17 protein-coding genes and 1 pseudogene are annotated in these 20,197 nt (G+C 41.8%); 5 read left to right on the top strand and 13 right to left on the bottom strand.

Annotated elements, in window-relative coordinates; translation table 11 throughout:
• Complete coding sequence (locus tag HUW51_RS00735; protein WP_185269981.1) at positions 1-1,341, top strand: tetratricopeptide repeat protein; 1,341 nt, start codon at positions 1-3, stop codon at positions 1,339-1,341.
• Positions 1,342-1,721: 380 nt separating this feature from the next.
• Here the strand turns inward: HUW51_RS00735 and HUW51_RS24480 are convergent, their stop codons facing one another.
• From HUW51_RS24480 to HUW51_RS00750, 3 genes are all read right to left on the bottom strand, one after another.
• Positions 1,722-1,862: a hypothetical protein gene (locus HUW51_RS24480; protein ID WP_228466584.1), complete on the bottom strand. Its 141-nt coding sequence runs from the start codon at positions 1,860-1,862 to the stop codon at positions 1,722-1,724.
• Positions 1,863-2,065: 203 nt separating this feature from the next.
• Complete coding sequence (locus HUW51_RS00745) at positions 2,066-2,899, bottom strand: hypothetical protein (RefSeq protein ID WP_185269982.1); 834 nt, start codon at positions 2,897-2,899, stop codon at positions 2,066-2,068.
• A gap of 24 nt (positions 2,900-2,923) precedes the next feature.
• Positions 2,924-3,511: a carboxymuconolactone decarboxylase family protein gene (locus HUW51_RS00750; RefSeq protein WP_185269983.1), complete on the bottom strand. Its 588-nt coding sequence runs from the start codon at positions 3,509-3,511 to the stop codon at positions 2,924-2,926.
• Positions 3,512-4,094: 583 nt separating this feature from the next.
• On the opposite strand from HUW51_RS00750, the gene HUW51_RS00755 reads away from it, so the two are divergent.
• A complete protein-coding gene (locus HUW51_RS00755; RefSeq protein ID WP_228466586.1) occupies positions 4,095-4,568 on the top strand; it encodes a DUF305 domain-containing protein in 474 nt (157 codons plus the stop codon).
• Positions 4,569-4,652: 84 nt separating this feature from the next.
• Here HUW51_RS00755 and HUW51_RS00760 read toward each other — a convergent pair whose 3' ends face one another.
• From HUW51_RS00760 to HUW51_RS00770, 3 genes are all read right to left on the bottom strand, one after another.
• Positions 4,653-5,903, bottom strand: a complete 1,251-nt coding sequence (locus HUW51_RS00760; protein ID WP_185269984.1) for a DUF2254 domain-containing protein — start codon at positions 5,901-5,903, stop codon at positions 4,653-4,655.
• A gap of 229 nt (positions 5,904-6,132) precedes the next feature.
• The gene (locus HUW51_RS00765; RefSeq protein WP_185269985.1) at positions 6,133-6,642 is read right to left on the bottom strand and encodes a DUF421 domain-containing protein; all 510 of its coding nucleotides are present in this window, start codon (positions 6,640-6,642) and stop codon (positions 6,133-6,135) included.
• Between the two features lie 20 nt (positions 6,643-6,662).
• Positions 6,663-7,739, bottom strand: coding sequence for an AI-2E family transporter (locus HUW51_RS00770; protein ID WP_185269986.1), 1,077 nt, complete (start codon positions 7,737-7,739; stop codon positions 6,663-6,665).
• 159 nt (positions 7,740-7,898) lie between these two features.
• Here HUW51_RS00770 and HUW51_RS00775 point away from each other — a divergent pair, with 159 nt between their 5' ends.
• Entirely contained in the window at positions 7,899-8,138 is a 240-nt protein-coding gene (locus HUW51_RS00775) for a copper chaperone (RefSeq protein ID WP_185269987.1), read from the top strand.
• An 11-nt stretch (positions 8,139-8,149) separates the two neighbouring features.
• On the opposite strand, the gene HUW51_RS00780 is transcribed toward HUW51_RS00775, so the two are convergent.
• The 7 genes from HUW51_RS00780 to HUW51_RS00810 all read right to left on the bottom strand — a co-directional run bounded on the left by HUW51_RS00780 (position 8,150) and on the right by HUW51_RS00810 (position 15,373).
• Positions 8,150-8,323, bottom strand: a complete 174-nt coding sequence (locus tag HUW51_RS00780) for a hypothetical protein (protein WP_185269988.1) — start codon at positions 8,321-8,323, stop codon at positions 8,150-8,152.
• Positions 8,324-8,455: 132 nt separating this feature from the next.
• Positions 8,456-9,139: a potassium channel family protein gene (locus HUW51_RS00785; protein ID WP_185269989.1), complete on the bottom strand. Its 684-nt coding sequence runs from the start codon at positions 9,137-9,139 to the stop codon at positions 8,456-8,458.
• Between the two features lie 20 nt (positions 9,140-9,159).
• Positions 9,160-10,977: a TrkH family potassium uptake protein gene (locus HUW51_RS00790; RefSeq protein ID WP_185269990.1), complete on the bottom strand. Its 1,818-nt coding sequence runs from the start codon at positions 10,975-10,977 to the stop codon at positions 9,160-9,162.
• 12 nt (positions 10,978-10,989) lie between these two features.
• Entirely contained in the window at positions 10,990-12,159 is a 1,170-nt protein-coding gene (gene nhaA, locus HUW51_RS00795; RefSeq protein ID WP_185269991.1) for a Na+/H+ antiporter NhaA, read from the bottom strand.
• A 136-nt stretch (positions 12,160-12,295) separates the two neighbouring features.
• Entirely contained in the window at positions 12,296-13,171 is an 876-nt protein-coding gene (locus HUW51_RS00800; RefSeq protein ID WP_185269992.1) for a universal stress protein, read from the bottom strand.
• Positions 13,158-14,831, bottom strand: a complete 1,674-nt coding sequence (locus HUW51_RS00805) for a BCCT family transporter (protein ID WP_185269993.1) — start codon at positions 14,829-14,831, stop codon at positions 13,158-13,160. Before HUW51_RS00805 ends, HUW51_RS00800 begins: the two co-directional genes overlap by 14 nt.
• 245 nt (positions 14,832-15,076) lie before the next feature.
• Positions 15,077-15,373, bottom strand: a complete 297-nt coding sequence (locus HUW51_RS00810) for an RNHCP domain-containing protein (RefSeq protein WP_185269994.1) — start codon at positions 15,371-15,373, stop codon at positions 15,077-15,079.
• A gap of 808 nt (positions 15,374-16,181) precedes the next feature.
• Between HUW51_RS00810 and HUW51_RS24905 the strand changes: the two are divergent.
• Together HUW51_RS24905 and HUW51_RS00815 are read left to right on the top strand one after the other, a co-directional pair.
• Positions 16,182-16,286, top strand: a pseudogene (locus HUW51_RS24905) (hypothetical protein); the annotation flags it as partial.
• A 105-nt stretch (positions 16,287-16,391) separates the two neighbouring features.
• Positions 16,392-19,850, top strand: a complete 3,459-nt coding sequence (locus tag HUW51_RS00815) for a choice-of-anchor tandem repeat GloVer-containing protein (RefSeq protein ID WP_185269995.1) — start codon at positions 16,392-16,394, stop codon at positions 19,848-19,850.
• Positions 19,851-20,197 lie beyond the last annotated feature (347 nt).

Genomic DNA, 20,197 nt, shown 5'->3' on the forward strand with positions numbered 1-20,197 from the left:
ATGAAAAAAAACTACTTCTATACGGCTAGCTTGGTATTATTGGTGATAGCAGGCATCGTGCTTTTTCAAAAATACCAAAATCAATCAAAGCCTATTCCGCCGCTCCGTGAACGCCAGGGTCCTATTTCTACGACTAGCGAATGGCTAAATACGAAAGCCGCCATTCAGGGCCTGCAGCGTAAACTTCGCGAGCAGCCCGGTGATTTAAAAAGTAAATTATTACTCGCTTTTGCCTACATGCAGGAAGCCCGCGTCACCGGCGAGCATCCTTATTATTATCCAGCGGCCCTTCAATTAGTAGAAGAAATTTTGGATCGGGAACCGGATGATCAAGTATTAATGTACGAGGCTACCGTGGCTAAGGCCACCATCCAATTATCGCTACACCAATTTGCGAAAGCCTTGAAAACCGGGAAAGCGGCTTTAGAGATTAATGACCGGGGTGCGGCAGTTTACGGGGTATTATGCGATGCAAACGTAGAATTGGGCCATTACGAAGAAGCTATTGCCATGGCGGACAAAATGGCTTCCTTACGCCCGGATTTAAAATCATACTCGCGGGTATCATATCTGCGCGAAATTAACGGGGATATGCCCGGCGCCATAGAAGCCATGCAGCTAGCCGTTGACGCCGGTTTTCCGGGTTTAGAACAAACTGCTTGGGTGACAGTAACACTGGGCAGTTTGTACGAAAAAACTGGTGACCTAAAAAGCGCCGAGGCGCAGTATAATCAAACGTTAGCACAATCGCCCAATTACGCTTTTGCCTTAGGAGGTTTAGGTCGCTTAGCGGTTAAACAAAAAGACTATCAGACCGCCGAAAAGTTATTTACGCAAGCTGCCGGCATTATTCCGGAGTTTTCTTTTCAAGAGGAACTAGTCCGGCTTTACCAGCAACAAGGTAGAACTTTAAAAGCCCAAGCTACTATGGAAGATTTGCTGAAGGGACTGGAAGAAGATCAGGAAGCTGGTCACGTCGTAGACTTAGAGTTGGCTAATATTCACCTACACTTAGGCAAAGACCCTGCTAAAGCTCTTTTATACGCTTTAAAGGAGTACCACCGACGGCCTGATAATATAGATGTTTGTAAAGCTTTAGCTGAAATTTATTATCAAAAACGGGATTATAGAACTGCCGCTACTTATTTAAAAAAGGCTACTCGTACCAGTAGCCAGGAAGCAAGCTTGGTTTGCCTAGAAGGTTTGATTACATATCATTTGGGTGACCAGGTACAGGGTGCTCATCTTATTCAAAAATCATTGGTCCTTAATCCTTACCAAAATACAACACTTAGCACCGAAGGTCAACAGTTAGTTAATAAAGCTATTTCCAAAATCTAATTAGGACAACTGGATTACGGAAGATCTAATATTTCAGTCATCATTAGTTATATATTCAAAAGCTATTTGAATATATAACTAATGATCAAAAGTATCAAAGCACCTTATCAGAAAAATCAAAAAAGGCTTTAAGCTTAATTCACTTGTCTTATAAGTAGGAATATGTAAAATGACTTTTTGCAGTTTCAGCAAGATAATCGTTTTCCAAGATTTTTTTGTAAAAAAATTAGAGAGCTAGATCTTGAAGAATCAATGGTTTACCTTTTCTAAAGTCTTGCAAATTCGAGAGGTATCGGCTAGATAAGATTACTTTTTCAAGAGGTAGACTTATCCTGATCAATTCCAATCGCCAGAGTCACCAAACTAGGTTGTCTTGGGCTTTAAGCAGTTGCCAGTATACTGGCTACTTCGTCCAGTACTAACGGCTTATTTAAAAAGCGCACAACATTGGCGTAAGTAGTGGACCGCTGCCGATCCAGCTCACTGGTAGAAGAAGTTAAGATATACACTTTATGGCTCATAAAAACTGCCAACCATCTAGACTGGCATATTGAGATCCAAAAATATCAACGCGGGGTTCACCTCCTGTAAGGGGCTCAATGCTTGTTGCGGGTCGGTATAATCGCAGATCTGTAAACGCTCATCCACATTTTGGATAATTTTCTTGGTGACAAAATTATTAATCAGATTATCATCTACCAACATCACTATTTTCATTCTACTTTTAAGCTTTAAGCGTTATTAAATCTATCGTCGCTTTATTTATTACTTCTTGTAAAGCGACATCTAAATCGTTAGAAGATGTTTTTAACATCGGCATGATTTCACTCTTCAGTTGCTCTGCTTCGCAAAAGTCGACAATAGCAATCAAACCTAATATCCGACTCAAGGGCTCCCGCACTTGATGAGCATTTAAAACCGAAATCTCTAACAACTTTTCATTCTTTTGGGCAATCTCTTGCGTCCGGAGCTGAATTGTTTCTTGTTGTTGCTCCATAATGGAATTTATCGTTGTATTCTGGTTCTGGATAACATGAAAAGCGGCTTGTAGTTCTTGAAACAAACAAATCTCTACTAATTTAGTCTCCAGCGCTTCGGCAACCATCTTCAGGATAACAACTTCCTTTTGGGTAAAACTCCGGCTTTTACCGCTTAACAAGGAGACGGTTGTCCGTTGATCAGTGTTGTTACTAAATAACCAGCCCCATAATTTAGGTTCCTCCGAATCAGGTAAGTCAAATTTCTCGGGCAACCCGAAAGTTTCCGGCTCACTCCAATAAATCGGCATCTTTCTGGCCAGTAATACTTTTTCTACATAGAAATAATCGGCTGCCGCCTGCACCTGAACACTCGTTTCCTGACCCGCTACCATTAAGTGAATACATTGCTGGTTTCGGTAAAAACTAACCCGGAAGAAATGATAATTAAATAAGTACTTAAGATTGATTTTAAAACAGGTAGCTACTTCTTCAAAGGTGCGGCACCGGATTAAACTATTCGAAAACTTAGAAAAAGCTTCGTAGGTAACCCGCAAAACCTGGTTGGCGGCTATTGGCAAGATGGTAAATTAGTTTAAGAAAACTTAAAATTGGGCTTCCGTTAATTCGTTATCTATTTTAATGCCCGAAATGGTGGCTAGCGTATTGAGCATGTTTACTAAATCTGCCTGGGCCATTAGTTCCTGTATTTCTTGTTCAGTAAAACCTTCTTGCAAGAGTTTCTCGAAATCAGTATTGGTTAAATCCTGCGCATTTAATGCCGCTTTGGTTACTAATTTAATCGCCGATTTATAACTATTCGGCAATAAAGGAGAATCTAAATCGGTGGTTACTTGAAAATCAGGTTCTTCGCTAATCATTCGGCTCATACTATCGGCAAAAAGACCATGGGCATGCGCGCAGTATTCACAACCCCGTTCTTTGGACACATTGTAGATAATGAGCTGCTTTAAGATGTTAGGCACTTCTCCTTCGATCAGAGTCGAACGTAATTTCGCCCAATTACCCCGGAGCAAAGTCGCGTTACTCCCCTGACATTTAAACCAATTAAGTACAAATGGGAGTTGTAAAACTTGCATGGTTTCTTCGTAAATAGCTTTTACCTCAGAATTCGCTTCCTGATAAGGTACAATCTTGAATCTGGTATTGGGCAAAGTAGCAGCTGAATGCATCTAACGGTTATAAGTAGCTTAAAATCTAATTTTTATCAAGATTACGGCTAATTTGAATAAAACCCAATGGAACTACTTACTTCTATATAATAATAATAAGCTGTGCTATGCGATTATAAGATAAATGCAAATCAAAATTATGTAGCTACTATCAGCAGCGCATTACTGGATTCCTTCGGGAGATGGTAGAGCATACCGGTATATTAATCGATTACTTGGGCTTGCTTAGGTGTACAATTCTTTTAATTTTTGATTACCCAACTTATCTGACTATTAGTTGATAACTCCTTTATATTGCTAAATTTCCGATAGGTACAGATATTTTAAACAATTTAAATACAATCTTAGGAAAATGGCCCTTTTTCGAAACTAGTTTTGATCCATTTTCAAGTTAGGCAATTGAGTTTTGCCTTTTAATTTACGATTATCTAGCCACCCAATGTCTTGCGTAAATAAAATACAATTATAACCAGAAGATACAACAATCAAGTATACTGTAAGAGACTTAACGCGTACAACGAGCAAATTCAAAAAGAATTACTTATCTAATCAGACTTTTTTATCAATTGAAAATACAATAGTTATGGAAGATACAACAAAATCTACAATGAGTAAAGGTCCCTACGGGAAACTGTTAATTTCTTTAGGGACGTCCTTCGTTGTCATGTACACGGTTATGTTCTTGAATGTGGATCAATTTGACCACATTTATCTGAGTTATACCAGATTCTACATGTCCTTACTGATGGTATCCCCTATGGCTCTGCTCATGATTTTATTAATGAAGCAGATGTATTCGAACCAGAAAATCAATCTGATCATCATGGTTGGTAGTATAATCACATTTGTATTTGCCTTAACTGCTCTGAGAAGTCAAGCTTTTATAAGTGATGTTCAATACATGAAAGCGATGATTCCGCATCATTCCTCGGCCATTATGGTTAGTAACAATGCTAATATCAAAAATCCAGAAGTACGAAAATTAGCAGATAGTATTATTAAATCCCAAGAGCAAGAAATCGCACTGATGAAAATGTACTTAGATAGGATAGAGTAATAAATTTCTAAGATTTTGTTTAGTAGACTAATTTTTGCATCGGATTGTTCATTATTTAACCTTACTTACATAAGCATTATTGGACTACAAGACAGGGTTGCTAGCCTTGAAAGAATTACGGGTTGAATTTCTAACAGCCTGGACTGCTTCCAAGAGTTCCAGCAATATCGGCGAAGAACTTTCTGTTTGAAGTTGCAATAAGATACCATAAAGACTTTGCTGAATAGAGTGATCCTCCTTACCATAGTCCCATATTGGTAAAATACAGCTAAAGAATATTTCCTCAAAAGTTCTTTCTTTCAGATAAATTCGAACTAGTCCAGTTGTGTTTCTTATCCTGCTATCCGGCAAGTTCTCCATTCGGTATGCTAACAAATCCGCGAGAGCATTTAAGCTCAGAATAGCCGTACCCGGATCATTAATACCGGGACTTAATGCTTTGATTGCCACTTCCATCAATTGTCTGAAACCATAGTAAGAATTCTCTGGTATAACTTCTCCTGCCTGGATAATTAGCGTCTGGATAATTTTTTCTTCTACTTCTGAGCTAATCACGGAAGACGAATTAGAAATAATAAGTAAGGGTGTTCCTTTTAAAACGTACGTACCAGAAGAAAAAACAAAAGCAACGACCAGATTTTCCTTATCGCAGATTTCCAGTAGGGTTCTTTTTTCGAAACCCTGATAAACGCCTGATTTGGGTGCAGTAATTTTATAGCCAGCTGTTACGGGATTTGTAACTACCGATATGGTTTTATTTATACATTCCTTAACTAAGGCAGCTTTGGTTTGCTTATGAATTTGGTTAATAATATTTTCGTATTTAACTGATTGCGTAATGTAATGCAGAAAGTAAATAAATAAAAAAATATCCGAGATCGTTAAAAATATTAAGAAGTAGGTACTTAAAGCAGGCACCTGAATTCCCTGATCTACATCCCGGATAGTACTGAGAAGAAAAAGAGCATAGACAATGGTGCCAATATAAAAGCCGAGTACTACTTGCTGAAAACGATTACCAATAAGTTTGTCTAATACCCGGTTACTTAATTGTGATGCAGCTTGGTTCAGCACAATCATAACCATAGAGAAGCTAAACACCGTTAAAGAAATGATTCCACTGGCTACTGTAGCAATAATGTTTCGAGCGGTACTTGCATCTTTTAACCGAAGCCATTGCCATTGCGCTTTAATGCTTTTACCTAACTCCGAAAAATCCAGTTCTAACGTGATCCAGGAAAATACTAGAAAAGAAAGTGCTATAATGGCTGGCAAAAAGGCAATACTGGTAATTGTTCGTTGTAACTTTTCTTTTAACCAGATAGATGGGACCATATTTATAAAAAAGTAAGCCTACACTGATTATACCCAGCACAGGATAAAGATAAAACAGGTTAACTAAAAAGCCTAACAAAGATTCTGTTAGGCTTTTTACCCGAGGTTCTAAGTCAAATTATGACTTTGAAAAAGACGTTTATGATTACGAATTACAAAATATTACGTTTAGAATAGTTTCTACTTTGACACCTGATCGGTAGTTCAAAAAAACGAGAATAATGTAAGATTAATCCTTTTTAACATTTTGCAAAGTAGAATGAGATTGCTGATTAGAATTCTTTATAATGCTAAATTTACCGTTAGTCTCTAAAACAATAGCGATAATTTGATCAAGAGATAAAATACCTTGACTGCGAACTGCCTGTAGTAAATCTTCCCGTTCCACCCGCTCTTCCTTCATGGCTTCTTCTTTGAATTCCCCTTCGTAAAATAATAATCTTGGTCCCGACTTTATAAACCGGGCAAAAAAAGGAATTCGTACATAAGTCCACGAAACTAAGAACTGCAATAAGACTAGCAAGGCCAAGCCAGTTAATCCTTCAGCTAAAGGAGTATCTTTTGAAAGCATGGCAGTCGCGAGAGTTGAACCTAATGCCACAGTTATAATAAAATCAAAGGCATTCATTTGTGAAAGCGTCCGCTTGCCCGATAAGCGCAGTATAACGATAATACCAACATAAGTCAGCGTACCGGTAAGGAGGATCTTTATAATTTGCGACCAGTTATCGAAAAACATTGTTCTAAAATATTTAATTGTTACTTTATTGCTTTGCTGTTTTCCGGGGCGCTCACAGGTCTTTTCTTTCTCTCCAGAAAATCTTTAATATAAAGTTCCTTTACTACCACCATTAGTACCGCAATTAGCGGAGAAGCCAATAAGATACCACTGATTCCCACCAGAATTCCTAATAATACCTGACCAAACAAAAGCAAAGCCGGTGGCATGGAAACTAGTTTTTTGTCCAGCATGGGCGTTATTACATAACCCTCAATGGTTTGAATACCCATGTACAACAGAAATACGTAAAGAGCTTGATCCGGACCTTGCAGATAGGCTAAAGGCAGTGCGGGAATTAAAGCCAGATAGGGCCCCAAATTGGGAATAAAGTTTAAAAAAGCTGCTATAATCGCGAGCACCATGGGTAGCGGAATACCCAACAAAGCCAAACCTACGGCAGTTGTTACTCCCACTACAATCATGGATATAAATCGACTTAACAACCAATTGCTCAACGTATCATAACATTGGTCTAATACCTGGCTCAATCGGTTTCGGTAAGAAGGCGAAAAAAGCCGAACAAACCCATTTTTATAGTTACCCGGGCTGGAGGCTAGATAAATACCCGTGATAATAATAATAAGCAGATTAGCCAAAACACTTAGGGTGGAAGAGAAAACACCAGTTAACTGGCCCAATACATCTTTGTTGTTCGACAGAAACTTTCCTGGTTTTTGAGGAATGCCGGCCAGTAGCTGTTGCCCCCATTTAGTTTCCGAAAGGTTATTTTTTAAATTTTGGAAAGCTTGCGGCAGAGATTGTGATAATTCTTCGGCCTGTTGACTAACCGTAGGAGCTAGTAACAAAACCGTGCTCCCCAGAACTATTACTAATGCTACAATCACTAAAACGAGCGAGAAGGTATACGACAACTTGATTTTGCGATGTAAAAAGTAAGCTAACGCACTTAATAAAACATTAAACAATATTCCCCCAAAAACCAGAAGAAAAAAGTTAGCCACGTGCCAGATTAACAAAAATAAGGCTACTAAGAGTAACCCCACGAAAGAGACAATGCCTGCCTTCTCAGCAATATAGCTGCTAGAATTTTCCATTTAATAAATTTTAAAAGATCCTTATTCCTTGAGTTTACGTGATTAAAGAATACTTATCTAATTATTAAAAGAGCTTTCTTGTTTTAAGGAACAAATAAGGCTGTTAACAGAACCCCTTGTTTGTAGAAAGGGTATACTATTACTTAACCAAAGATCAATATGGAAATACTAAAATTTAAGACGAATATAAAAAGCTTCGAACAAGTGGCTCAAGTAACTCCAATGCTCAATCAGCTCCAAGAAATTAGCAAGTGGCAAGTAGATCCAGAAAGTCAGGATAATATTTTGAGTGTGTCCGGGGAAAACTTGAATCCCCAAAGCGTAGAAGATGCCGTGCAAAAAGCCGGTTTTACCGCCGAGATTCTACGCGTGGTAGGCCTTTCGGGAGAAGAGTTGTAGTTCTTAATATATCAGTCAAAAGTTATTACCACCCGAAAAGCACTCGGCACTGGTTCGCTGATGACCTGAATCGAAATATGATCATAAAACGCAAATTGCTCGTTCATTTGGAAAATAGCGTTTTCTGAGTCAGCGGGGTATAATGGTTGACTATGAATGGAAATTTCTTTTTCATCGGTTACCATAAGAGTCAAGTGACTACCTTCCGCTGGCCATTGTTGTACCTGAACCGCTTAGATGTTAATGGCTCTTCTTTCTTGGCTACCAGAGAGCCGGAAAGTGTTATTTAATTCATTTAATTCAATTGTGGGCATCTGCTAATAAGCTAGTAACTTTTCAATATCATTTAAATTGCCAAATAGTACTAATATATCTTCTTCTTCCAAAATGGTATCCGGAGTAATTACGCCTACGGCCACTGGTTTAGGATGCGGTTTACCAAAGATGTTAGTCGTCTCTTGCATACGAATAATAGTAAGTACATTGATATTGTACTTCTTCCGAAATTTTACTTCTTCTATGGTTTTTCCAACCATCCGGGGCGGAACAGTAGCCTCAATGATGTTGTAATCTTCCGTTATATCAAACGAGTCGATAAAGCCGCGCATATCAAGGCTTTTGGCCAGCCGATCGGCGTATTCCTGCTCCGGACGGATAATCCGGTCTACCCCAATAGCTTCCAGTACGGTTTGGTGCAACGGGGAGATAGACCGGCTGATTAACTTATTTACTTTAAGCTGTTTTAGATTGGCTACCGCCATAACGGAGCCCCCAAAATCTTCTCCAATGCCCACAATAACGATATCGGTATCGTTTAAAGGTAAGGTTTTCAAAGCCTCCATATCTTTTGCATCCAAACACACCGTATGCGTGATGTGATTTTTATGCAGGTTAACTTTGGCCATGTCATGATCTACCCCAATGACTTCGTGTCCCATCTCGGTTAACTTAACCGAAAGGGAAGAACCAAAATAACCTAATCCTATCACAATAAATCTCATAATGGCAGCTCGTCTACGCGTTATGTTATAATAATGCTTTCGGCGGGATACTGGTAGTTGAGTGATTTATGCGGCGTGAGCATACTAGCAATTAAGGTAAAAGTACCCACCCGGCCTAATAACATCGTCAAAATCACAATAAACTTACTTACTGTACTCAGTTTAGCGGTAACACCGATACTCAATCCCACCGTACTATACGCCGAAAAAGCTTCAAAGGCTACTTCTACCGGTACCAGTGCCGGGTCAAAAACCAGAATGAGAAACGTAGCTAATCCAATAATCAAAAACGAAAGCAGCATGACGGCAAAAGCTTGTCGCACGGATTTGCTTTTAATTTCCCGCCGGTATAGCTCTAGGCGGACATTGCCTTTAGCGATGCTTATGGTGTTTAAGATAGCAACCGCCAAGGTAGTCGTTTTAATGCCCCCACCAGTTGAAGCGGGGGAAGCACCAATCCACATCAATAACAAATAAACTAAAATAGTAGTTACTCGCAGCTGGGTCATATTTACGGTATTGAAACCAGCCGTTCGGGGAGTAATGGATCCAAATAACGAAGCAAAGAGTTTGCCTACTCCGGTATGTTCTGCCAGCGTATTGGTATACTCGGTAGCGCAGAAAAGAACCGTGCCCCCAACAATGAGCCAGGCCGTAGTAACCAAAACAATCTTGGTGTGAACACTTATAATGTGCGAAGAATGTTTGTAAGGCTGCTGGTGCAATATTTTCCGGTACCAGCCGACAAAGCTTTGTCGGCCGTAACGGTACATATTCCAAATAACTGGAAAGCCAATCCCTCCTAGTACAATCAAAATCATAATAACGGATTGTAATCCGTAGGCAAACCGGAAACGATTATCATAGAGCCCATCCGTGAGGGTAGAAAAACCCGCGTTACAAAAAGCAGATATGGAGTGAAAACAGGCAAAAGCAATCCGGTCGCCTAAATCTTTTATGGCGAGAGAATCAATACTACTAAAAATGAGCACTGCTCCGATGAACTCAATTAAAAGCGTAATCTTAATAATATTGGCAATGGCATGCATGGTTTGGCCTATGCTCTCTTCGTTTACCAGATCTTGGAAAAAGAGCTGGTTCTGAAAGGAAGATCTGCGCTGCAGGAGCAACCCCAAAAAGCTGGTAAAAGTCATCACGCCTAATCCACCCAATTGAATTAGGATGATAATAATAAGTTTCCCAAAAGGAGTAAAATAAGTAGCTGTATCTACCACGATTAATCCGGTAACGCAAACGGCGCTAGCGGCCGTAAATAAAGCGTCTATAAAGCCTATCCCGGCAAAGGTGGCACGGGGCAGCATTAACAAGCCAGCTCCAATGAATATGAGAAGAATAAAACTAGCGATAAAAAGCAAAGCCGGATTAAAACGCACCTGGTACAAAGTCAAGGTCCGGCGGGACACCTCCATTAAGAAGATGTAGGAGATAACCACGAAAGTAAAGAAGTTGTTCTTAAAATAGCGGATCATCAAGTTGCTACCCGCTGGTAAATGATGGGAAAACAACTGCAGTATTAAACCCAGGATCAGCACTAGAATAAGCAGGTATTCTAACCAAAACCAGCCGCGCCGGATACTAAGCTTATCCATCAATGGGATGCGCCAGGTTAGAATAAGAAAGATGGTGAAAGTATAAAAGCTATAAAAAGAACTTAGCTGGGCCTTGGTGTTCGCTTGGTGGATAAAACCGGTATCGTATATAAAAACAACTAACCCCATTAAACTTAAATAGAACAAGGCATGATTGGTAAAGCCAAGTAGTTTTAGCCGGTTTTCCGTGATAAATACCTGTATTCTATTTCGGAATGATGTTCGCATTAATTTTTTTTATTACTGCTTTTTGGAGAGTTGCTGGAGAAACAAAAAACCGATGAATCCCGCTAATACCGAAGCCACTAAAATCGAGAACTTTGCTTCCGCTTGGAGATCAATATCATCAAATGATAACAAAGCAATAAAGATGGACATGGTAAATCCGATACCGCCCAACATCCCGGCTCCCAGTAAATGCCGCAACCGGATACCGGCTGGTAAAGAACTTAGGCCCAGTTTTAACGAGAGCCACGAGAACAAGGTAATACCAATGGGTTTACCCAGAAACAGTCCCAGCACAATTCCTAAGCCCAAAGGATGAGCAAGTGCCTCGGGCATATCCGGCTCCAACCGGATGTTGGTGTTCGCTAGCGCAAACAGCGGCATGATGAAGAAGTTTACCGGCTTGGTTAGCGCGTGCTCTAATTTTTCTAGGGGAGATTCCGTGTCATCGGGCGTGGTGGGCAAGGTTAAAGCCGTTAAAACTCCCGCAATCGTAGCGTGCACCCCGGAATGATGAACAAAATACCACATCAAGGCCCCGGGCAACAAATAGAAGATGAGTTTTTTAACCCCGAATAAATTAAAGCTAATGAGTAAAACCATAATTCCCCCCGCGTACAACAGGAATTCCAGATGCAACTCCGTGGAATAAAACAGGGCAATAACCAGGATGGCACCTAGATCATCCACGATGGCCAAGGCGGTCAGAAACAACTTCACGGCTACAGGTACTCGACTTCCTAATAGTGAAATAATACCAATAGCAAAAGCAATATCGGTGGCCATGGGGATACCCCAACCCGGAGCGGTGGGGGTGCCACTATTAACCAAGGCGTAGAATCCCGCTGGCACGAGCATTCCCCCGATAGCGGCGAACACCGGGAGAATAGCTTGTTTGAAAGAAGCTAGTTCTCCTTCCACTAACTCCCGTTTTATTTCTAATCCAACTAAGAGAAAAAAAATGGCCATTAAACCATCATTGATCCAGAGCAACACGGGGTAGCGTAAATGCAGGTGCTCGGAGTGATAGCCAATTTCCTGCGCTAAGAAATTTTCAAATGTGGAACCTAAAGGAGAGTTAGCAATACCCAAAGAAATGATCAAAAACAGCATCAAAAGAAGGCCGCCCGCTGATCCGGATTTTACAAATTCTTTAAACGAAGTCAGGTTAATTAATGATGTCATGACCAATACTACGAAAAAAGTGCCGAATGGCTAACAGGATTCTAACTAAATCAGGATAGGATATTGGTTAAGAAAATAATCTAGTTATAACTGAAAGTTGTTTTATCAGGTAAGTAATCACCACCTTGTTTTTAATTTATTTAATAACATCTCCTGAATATACGAGCCAAAGTGGCACGTTGATGTTGGTGTTATACAGCTCCGTAGGCACGCTGCCCAGGCTCAGCGAAGGCAGCGGGTTATTGCCTTTTAAGCCCAGCACCAGCAAATCATGACCTCCTTTTTCCAAGTGCAAGGTAATGCGTTCTGCTATACTTTTATTGGCAGCTCTTACTAACGTATAAGGAATCCGGGCGATCTCCTGGTGCCTTTTCTGCAGATCAGCAAATTTCTGTTTTACCACCTCTTCCGCTTTTGAAACGGCTTTTTCCTCTGAGATTAACGGAAAAAACTGACTAGGAAGGCGGTACACGTGCATAATCTCCAGCTGGGTCCCGAATTGGTCCGAAAGGTTTTTACTTAAACGGATTGCGTACACCGAGGTATCAGAAAGATCTATTGGCACCAGCATTTTTCGTATGTAAAGACTAGCCGTTTCGGGAAAAACCAGCACACTGCACGGCAGTACGCGCAACAGTTTTGTGCCCAAAGCCCCGGAGCTTTTGTTGCTCATCTTCTTTCCGAGTATCGTAAGTTTGATATGATAGCGTTTTACCAGGTTGGCAAGTATTACCTCGGTGTTTGGCTCTTGGCTAACGAGTATTTCATGGTCGGTAATGGTGCCAAAATGCTCCGCCACAATATCCTGGATATTACCTTCCACCTCACTGGCCAGGTCAACGTCTCCGAACCACTCTTTAAAATCATCGCTCAGTTCATATACTTTAATGTTGTGCACAAAGTAAACTTTACGCACCTCCAGTCGCTCGCAAAGGGAGCGGGTAAAGGCAACCAGCTTCTCGTCAATGTCGCTCAGGTCCAGGCAGACCATCATGGCGTCAATCGTGATCATAAGGCATCGAGGTTTGGGGAGTGATAGTATTTTTCTTGGCTTCAGACACGCCGGAATCCTGTTTCTGAGCACGTTTGGTCAGCATTTCGGCTACTAGCTGCTGATAAGCTTTACGCTCTTGTGCCTGGCCCAGTTTTGCTTCTTCTTCGGCTTCCTCGTTCAGCCCACGGTACAGGCTGTAACACATCAGCAAAAGTATAATGGCAAAAGGTAGACCCGTAATAATAACTGCCGTTTGCAAGGCTTGTAAGCCACCGCCAAGCAAGAGTACGGCAGCCACCGCCCCACCGGCCAGCGCCCAGAAAACACGTAAGCCTACCGACGGATTAGGGTTACCACCCGAAGTAAGGCTTACCACTACCAACGAGCCAGAGTCAGAGGAAGTCACAAAAAAGCCCGTTACCAGCAGCACGCCAACTACGGATAGAAAGGTAGAGAAAGGCAACTGTTCAAAGAATATAAACAGGGCCGTAGAAATATCCGCTGCCACCGCATCAGCAATAGCCGTGTTGCCTGCTAGAGTTTCGCGCAGGGCCGTACTTCCGAAAGCAGTCATCCATAAGAAACAAAGAAGGGAAGGAGCAATGAGCACGCCAAGAATAAATTCTTTGATAGTGCGGCCTTTAGATACTCGGGCAATAAATATACCCACAAACGGCGCCCAGGAGATCCACCAGGCCCAGTAGAAAACTGTCCAGGTACCCTGCCAATTTTTATTGGAGTACGCTTCATTCCAGAACGATAATTGCATAAAGTTGCCGATGTAAGAGCCGGTGTTCTGCACGTAGGAACCCAAAATAAAAACCGTTGGCCCCAACAGTACTACAGCCACCAGAACAAACAAGGCAATGCGAATATTCCATTCGCTCAGAATACGGACCCCCTTATCTACCCCGGTTACGACAGAGACAGTGGCAATACCAGTGATAATAATAATAAGTACTATCTGGGTGGTAATATTATTTAGAATGGCAGGAAAAACATGATTCAGGCCAGCCGCTATTTGCTGTACTCCAAAACCGAGGGAGGTAGCCAGACCAAAAAGCGTAGCGATTACGGCCAGAATATCAATGATGTGTCCTACAACGCCATGAATCCGCTCGCCTAAAAATGGATAGAAGGCAGAACGCACCGTTAGCGGTAGCTGCCGGTTATAGGTAAAATAGGCCAGCGCGAGCCCCACCAGAGCATAAATTGCCCAAGCGTGCATTCCCCAATGCAGAAAAGTAAAATTCATCGCTTGCCGGGCGGCAGCGGGGGTGCCCGGCTCCTCAAGCGGCGGGGTCAGGAAATGGTTAATTGGCTCGGCGATGCTCCAGAAAAGCAAACCTATACCCATGCCGGCGCTAAAGAGCATCGCAAACCAGGCCGAGGTGGTGAACTCCGGTTTTGCAGCTTTACCGCCTAACCTGATGGAACCAAATCGGCTGAAAGCCACAAACAGGCAAAAGGCTACGAAAATATTCACACTAATGATAAAAAGCCAACCCATGTTAGTCGTAATAGCCGCTTGCACCTTGCTGAAAATAGCCTCAGCACTCTGCTGAAAAATAAGCACCAAGCTTATGCTGATTACCAGAAAAACAATAGAGGACCAGAATACCGGCCCGTTTACCTCCAGTCCTAAAGACTTGTATGTGTTACTTCTTAGTTTACTCATTCATACTACATATAAGAATTAGAAATAAAATCTAGATTAATACTGAGGCTCAGTTGCCAATTTATATTGTCTGGGATGCCTGCTAAGCCAATTTTTGCCCTTGAAAACTATAAATAAGGATTAATAGTAGACAGAGCAAATCTTCCAGGCAGTACTGGATCCATCTAGATCGTGGCAGTGTCAACTTTGATGTTTTATATAAATAACACCTAACCCTAAGAAAATAGGATTGAAAGTTGACTAACTTAGGCGGCCACAAACGCGATAAACCATATAAAAAAAGTAATGATGGCTACAAATATCAGCTGAAAACCTAATCCAACTTTCTTAGTGAACCGAATAAACCAAGAATCATCCGGATTAATCCGGATTAAATCAAGGGAAAAACGCTGCTTTTCTTGTTGCTGAAGGTCGTATTTAGCTTGTTGCCGATTTAAAGTAATGGGATCTAACGGATTTCTACAATGTTCACACCGGTCTTCAGGATTTTGATTCCAGTGGGACCATTGACCGCAGTGGGGGCATTTTTTCGTATCTTTCATTTATTTTCCTCTATATCCTTATTAAGTACCTGATTGCTTTTCAAGGTGAATAGAACCACTGTTGAAGCTATATTTAGAGGAGTTTTTGAAAAACGTAAAGTTAATTAGATCAAGCATCCTCTTTTTACGGAGAAAATGCCATCTTAGATAGCTAATGAGTAATATAGCCAACTACTTTTTGGACAAAAGTTGTTTTATATAGGTTTACTAGTTCGCCAAAACGCCGTTTTTATATTTCTTTTAAGTAAGTAGCACTTAACTGTTAGAAATAAAAATTAGCTTTTATTTCTAAACTTAGACTTAAATAGCCAGAACTTTCAGCTTGGCTTATAACCACTTTTATGTTCAATAGAACTACCTACTTATTAAGAAAATGGGCATCATAGTTAAAAAATGTCCTCCACTATAATTTGGTAATAGACCATTCTAAATAATAGCTATTAGGCCAGTTCTTTATAAAATACTTTTCTGATTTAACCTCTCCTCTCAACAGCTATTATTAATCACAATAGACAAACTATTAATCATAATAGATAAACACTATATATTAAATATTTACTACATTTACTTCTAGTTTCTACCTCGGTTGCGTCATCCCTGAGGTAGTGGAAGTAATTCTTTGTTTTTATAAGAAAGAATGAGGACAAAAACATTTCGATAATTTCAGCACCCCCTAATTAAACGACCCTTGAACCACAATTTACTACCACGCAAACCAGGCCTCATAGGCTTGGTTCGTACCTTTTTTATCCTTAACCGCTGGCCTTTTTTTGAATTGCCCCTCCAGACCAGAACGTGGAGGTTATTGTTGCTGGTTCTTAGTTGTTTTTGGGGACCGGGTTCTTTCGCCCAAGATGTTCTGCTGGGGTTAACTCCTCAAGGCGGAGCACAAGGTTCTGGTACAGCCTTTAGCATAAAAAGTAGTGGTTCCGACTTCACAGTCCATAAATCATTTGAGGTATCAGGTTATTTGCCATCCGAAAATCTTTGCAGAGGTATGGATGGCAATTTTTACGGTATGACTCAAATGTCAGGTACCTACCAATGCGGAACTATCTTTAAAATGACTCCTTCCGGCAAGATAACGATTCTAAAGCATCTCCGAGACTACTATGATGGAAGCTATCCTCAAGGAAGTTTAACGCAGGGTGCAGACGGCAACTTTTATGGCATGGCCAATAGAGGTGGTAATTATTATAATGGCTCCATCTTTAAAATTACTCCGGAAGGAAAATTTACTGTACTACATCATTTTAATTTTAATTACAACGAGGGCGCACAACCAAAAGGAGGCCTGGTGCAAGGTGCTGATGGTAGTTTCTACGGCATGACTCAAATGAAGGGCAAGAATAATGCTGGAACCATCTTTAAAATAACAGCAACCGGAACGTTTACCTTATTACACCATTTCAATTCTGCTACGGACGGTGGAACCCCGTATGGCAATTTGGTTCAAGGTTCCAATGGTCAGCTTTACGGTATGACTACAGCCGGGGGAAAATATAAAAGTGGAACTGTATTTAGTATCTCTCCGGAAGGCACCTTCTCCGTTTTACGGCATTTTGATCCGACCTCCGACGGAGGAAAGCCATGTGGTAGTTTAATATTTGGCCAGGATGGTTATTTGTTTGGGTTAACTTCTAAAGGAGGCCAAAACAAATACGGTACGGCATTTAAAATTGCTCTTAATGGCACCTTCTCCATTTTGCGGCATTTGAGCTTGTCGGATGGGATTAATCCGCAGGGTAGTTTAGTATTAGGCCGGGATGGGAGTGCCTACGGGATAACGGCTAATGGCGGCACCAAAAACCTGGGAACTTATTTTAAGATTACAGCAGCGGGGGTATTTTCTGTGATTAGTCCTTTACGTCAATCACTACCATTCCGACATAATAGCAGCTTGGTACCAGATGAAGACGGCAACTTTTACGGTATGGCCCATAAGGATGGGGCTCGGGGAGGTGGAAGTATTTTCAAAATAACTGTTTCCGGTATTGTTTCGGTGCTGGCTGAATTTCCGGATATTTCTAATCCTCTATCACCCAGTGGGAGCTTGGTCCAGGCCCAGGATGGAAGCTACTATGGGATGGCCGGTACGATCTTTAAAACGTGCAACGGGAACTTCTCCGCTGTAGCGCTTTTTGATCCTTATACAACCGGTAATTCGCCAGCGGGAGATTTAATTCAAGGCAAGGATGGCAATTTCTATGGCATGACGAGTTATGGCGGCACCTATTATGGCGGTACCATCTTTAAGGTTACCCCCGCAGGAATTCTAACGGTGCTTCATCCTTTTAAAACGGATACGGAGGGAGGAAAACCATACGGTAGTTTGGTGCAAGGGAAGGATGGCAATTTCTATGGCATGACCTCCGAAGGTGGCACCAATCCGAATGAGCCTGGTGGCACGATCTTTAAAATGACTCCGGACGGCACCTTCTCTGTATTGAAAAAACTTGATTCCAAAATAGGTTCAAGTCCTCATGGCAATTTAATCCAAGCCCAAGATGGTAATTTCTACGGCATGACTACATACGGAGGAATAAATAAAAGCGGCACCATCTTCAAGGTAACGGCAACCGGAACTTATACGGTACTGCATCATTTCAAGGCAGCGACGGATGGAAGGGGACCTTCCGGCAGTTTATTGCAAGGCCGGAATGGTAACCTCTATGGTATGACGTCCACGGGAGGGAAAGGGACAGACAATGCCGGCACTATCTTTAAGATTTCTGTTGGTGGTATTTTTACCGTGCTCCATGATTTTGATTATACCGTAGATGGGGGTAATCCTTCCGCAGACTTAGTACAGGGATCGGATGGTAGCTTTTACGGGATGACAAGTAGAGGCGGCACCTTCAACGCCGGCACGATTTTTAAAATCAATTCGGATGGTGCTTTTACCGTATTAAGGCACTTTAATCCCAGTAGTGATGGCGCTAACCCCGGCGGGAACCTGGTGGTTCAAAAAGCGAACCCAATTGCTCCTTCCCAGAATATTTCGGTTTTAGCTAACACCGCAAAACCTATTACGCTTCAAGCTTCCGCTCCGGGCTCACCCCTCTCCTACACAATTCAGAGTCCACCCAGGCACGGCACTTTGACCGGTTCCGGGGCCAATTACACCTACTTGCCCCAAGCGAGCTTTACCGGCAGTGATTCGTTTACCTTTACCGCGACCTGGGGTTGCCAAACCTCGGCGGTAACCACCGTAGCTATTTCGGTTACGGGGAACCAATCCTCAATTCCTTTGTCACCCGTTGCGGATACTTATGTGCATAATGGTAGCTATGCTGATTCCAACTTTGGGCAGGCTCCGGCTTTAGTAGTGAAGGGCAATCAGCAAAACGGTTATGCCCGTTCTACTTATTTAAAGTTTTCTTTGGAGCAGGTAAATAGTGTACGTTCGGCAAAACTGCGGATTTATGGCCGCAATACGGAAAACAACAATGGGATTACGACTGCCGTTTTCGGAATAGAGCCGGATAACTGGACCGAAACCGGCTTGACCTGGCACAATGCCCCGCTGGCCACTACTCCTGCTTTAAGTACCGTGGCGGTGACTAATCAAGCACAGTATTACGAATGGGATGTTACTAGTTTTGTACAAACGCAGCTAGCGGGTGATAGAACCGTAAGCCTGATACTGCAGGATGTAGCTAATCAGAACAGAAAACTGGAATTTAACAGTCGGGAGAATACCCTACATCCCCCTCAACTCCTGATCGAATCAGCCACGGTGAGTACCATTCGGTTGAACAGCGGCGGCAATGCGGTGAACACGAGTATGGGGAGTTTTAGTGCGGATGCTTACTTTAGCGGCGCCACTAGTATCACGACTTCTACCGCAGCTATTGCCAATACCCAAGATGATAAGCTCTACCAAACTACCCGCAAAGCGGAAGTAACTGGGGGCCGCTTTGCTTACGCAGTTCCTGTTAGTAATGGTACCTACACGGTAAAGCTGCACCTGGTAGAACTAGCATTTACTGCTAGTGGTCGGCGCAAGTTTAATGTAAGCGCGGAGGGAATAAGCTGGCTCACCAACTATGATATCTACGCTGCCGCGGGCGGTGCTAAAAAAGCCATCGTAGCTTCCAAGACCATCATGGTTAAAGATGGGATGCTCAATCTAAACTTTGTGTCCCTAGTGGATAAAGCCAGTATAGCTGCTATTGAGGTGGTGCCGGTAACCGCTGGAGCTCGCCAGGCAGTAGCCGAGACCAAAGAATCATTCCCTGTACAACTCTATCCCAACCCGGCAACCAATAGAATAAGAGTAAAGCTACCTCAACCCGTGCCGCAGATAAGCACCTACATTACGGATGTAACCGGAGTAAAATACCAGTACAACACCTATCAACTGCTTGATACGACCACCTTGGAAATACCCGTAAGCTCCCTATCACTGGGGGTATATATGTTATACCTGCAAACCGGGCAAGATCAACAGATCTTGAAGTTTATAAAGCAATAACTACGGTAAAGAACGGGTAAAGCTTATTTTCTTATTTTACCTGCTAGCATCCACCAAAAAGCTCTCGAATAAACGTTAACAAGTTCTAACGTGTATTCGAGAGCTTTTAATTTTTTCGATTCAGCAAGCCTCATAACCCATGCTTTGAGAAATAATATCATTCAGCCCGGAAGAAATGGATTATTCTAAATGAATTAGCTCCGCTTGATTAAAGGGAACTGAACAAATTCTTACCTGAGGTTTGCTCACCTAGTTTCTCATTATACTAAACTTAGATAATTATTGGATTGACGATTCATTAAAGATGAAATAATGCCTGCAAATAGGCAGTTAGTGCCTTCAGCCAG

Origin of the sequence: Adhaeribacter swui (assembly GCF_014217805.1) — a bacterium.
Lineage (GTDB): Bacteria > Bacteroidota > Bacteroidia > Cytophagales > Hymenobacteraceae > Adhaeribacter > Adhaeribacter swui.

Coding starts and splice junctions, on each gene's coding strand:
- HUW51_RS00735 (WP_185269981.1), top strand. CDS start 1: ATGAAAAAAAACTACTTCTATACGGCTAGCTTGGTATTATTGGTGATA.
- HUW51_RS24480 (WP_228466584.1), bottom strand. CDS start 1,862: ATGAGCCATAAAGTGTATATCTTAACTTCTTCTACCAGTGAGCTGGAT.
- HUW51_RS00750 (WP_185269983.1), bottom strand. CDS start 3,511: ATGCATTCAGCTGCTACTTTGCCCAATACCAGATTCAAGATTGTACCT.
- HUW51_RS00755 (WP_228466586.1), top strand. CDS start 4,095: ATGGAAGATACAACAAAATCTACAATGAGTAAAGGTCCCTACGGGAAA.
- HUW51_RS00760 (WP_185269984.1), bottom strand. CDS start 5,903: ATGGTCCCATCTATCTGGTTAAAAGAAAAGTTACAACGAACAATTACC.
- HUW51_RS00765 (WP_185269985.1), bottom strand. CDS start 6,642: ATGTTTTTCGATAACTGGTCGCAAATTATAAAGATCCTCCTTACCGGT.
- HUW51_RS00770 (WP_185269986.1), bottom strand. CDS start 7,739: ATGGAAAATTCTAGCAGCTATATTGCTGAGAAGGCAGGCATTGTCTCT.
- HUW51_RS00775 (WP_185269987.1), top strand. CDS start 7,899: ATGGAAATACTAAAATTTAAGACGAATATAAAAAGCTTCGAACAAGTG.
- HUW51_RS00780 (WP_185269988.1), bottom strand. CDS start 8,323: ATGGTAACCGATGAAAAAGAAATTTCCATTCATAGTCAACCATTATAC.
- HUW51_RS00785 (WP_185269989.1), bottom strand. CDS start 9,139: ATGAGATTTATTGTGATAGGATTAGGTTATTTTGGTTCTTCCCTTTCG.
- HUW51_RS00790 (WP_185269990.1), bottom strand. CDS start 10,977: ATGCGAACATCATTCCGAAATAGAATACAGGTATTTATCACGGAAAAC.
- nhaA (WP_185269991.1), bottom strand. CDS start 12,159: ATGACATCATTAATTAACCTGACTTCGTTTAAAGAATTTGTAAAATCC.
- HUW51_RS00800 (WP_185269992.1), bottom strand. CDS start 13,171: ATGATCACGATTGACGCCATGATGGTCTGCCTGGACCTGAGCGACATT.
- HUW51_RS00805 (WP_185269993.1), bottom strand. CDS start 14,831: ATGAGTAAACTAAGAAGTAACACATACAAGTCTTTAGGACTGGAGGTA.
- HUW51_RS00810 (WP_185269994.1), bottom strand. CDS start 15,373: ATGAAAGATACGAAAAAATGCCCCCACTGCGGTCAATGGTCCCACTGG.
- HUW51_RS00815 (WP_185269995.1), top strand. CDS start 16,392: ATGACTCAAATGTCAGGTACCTACCAATGCGGAACTATCTTTAAAATG.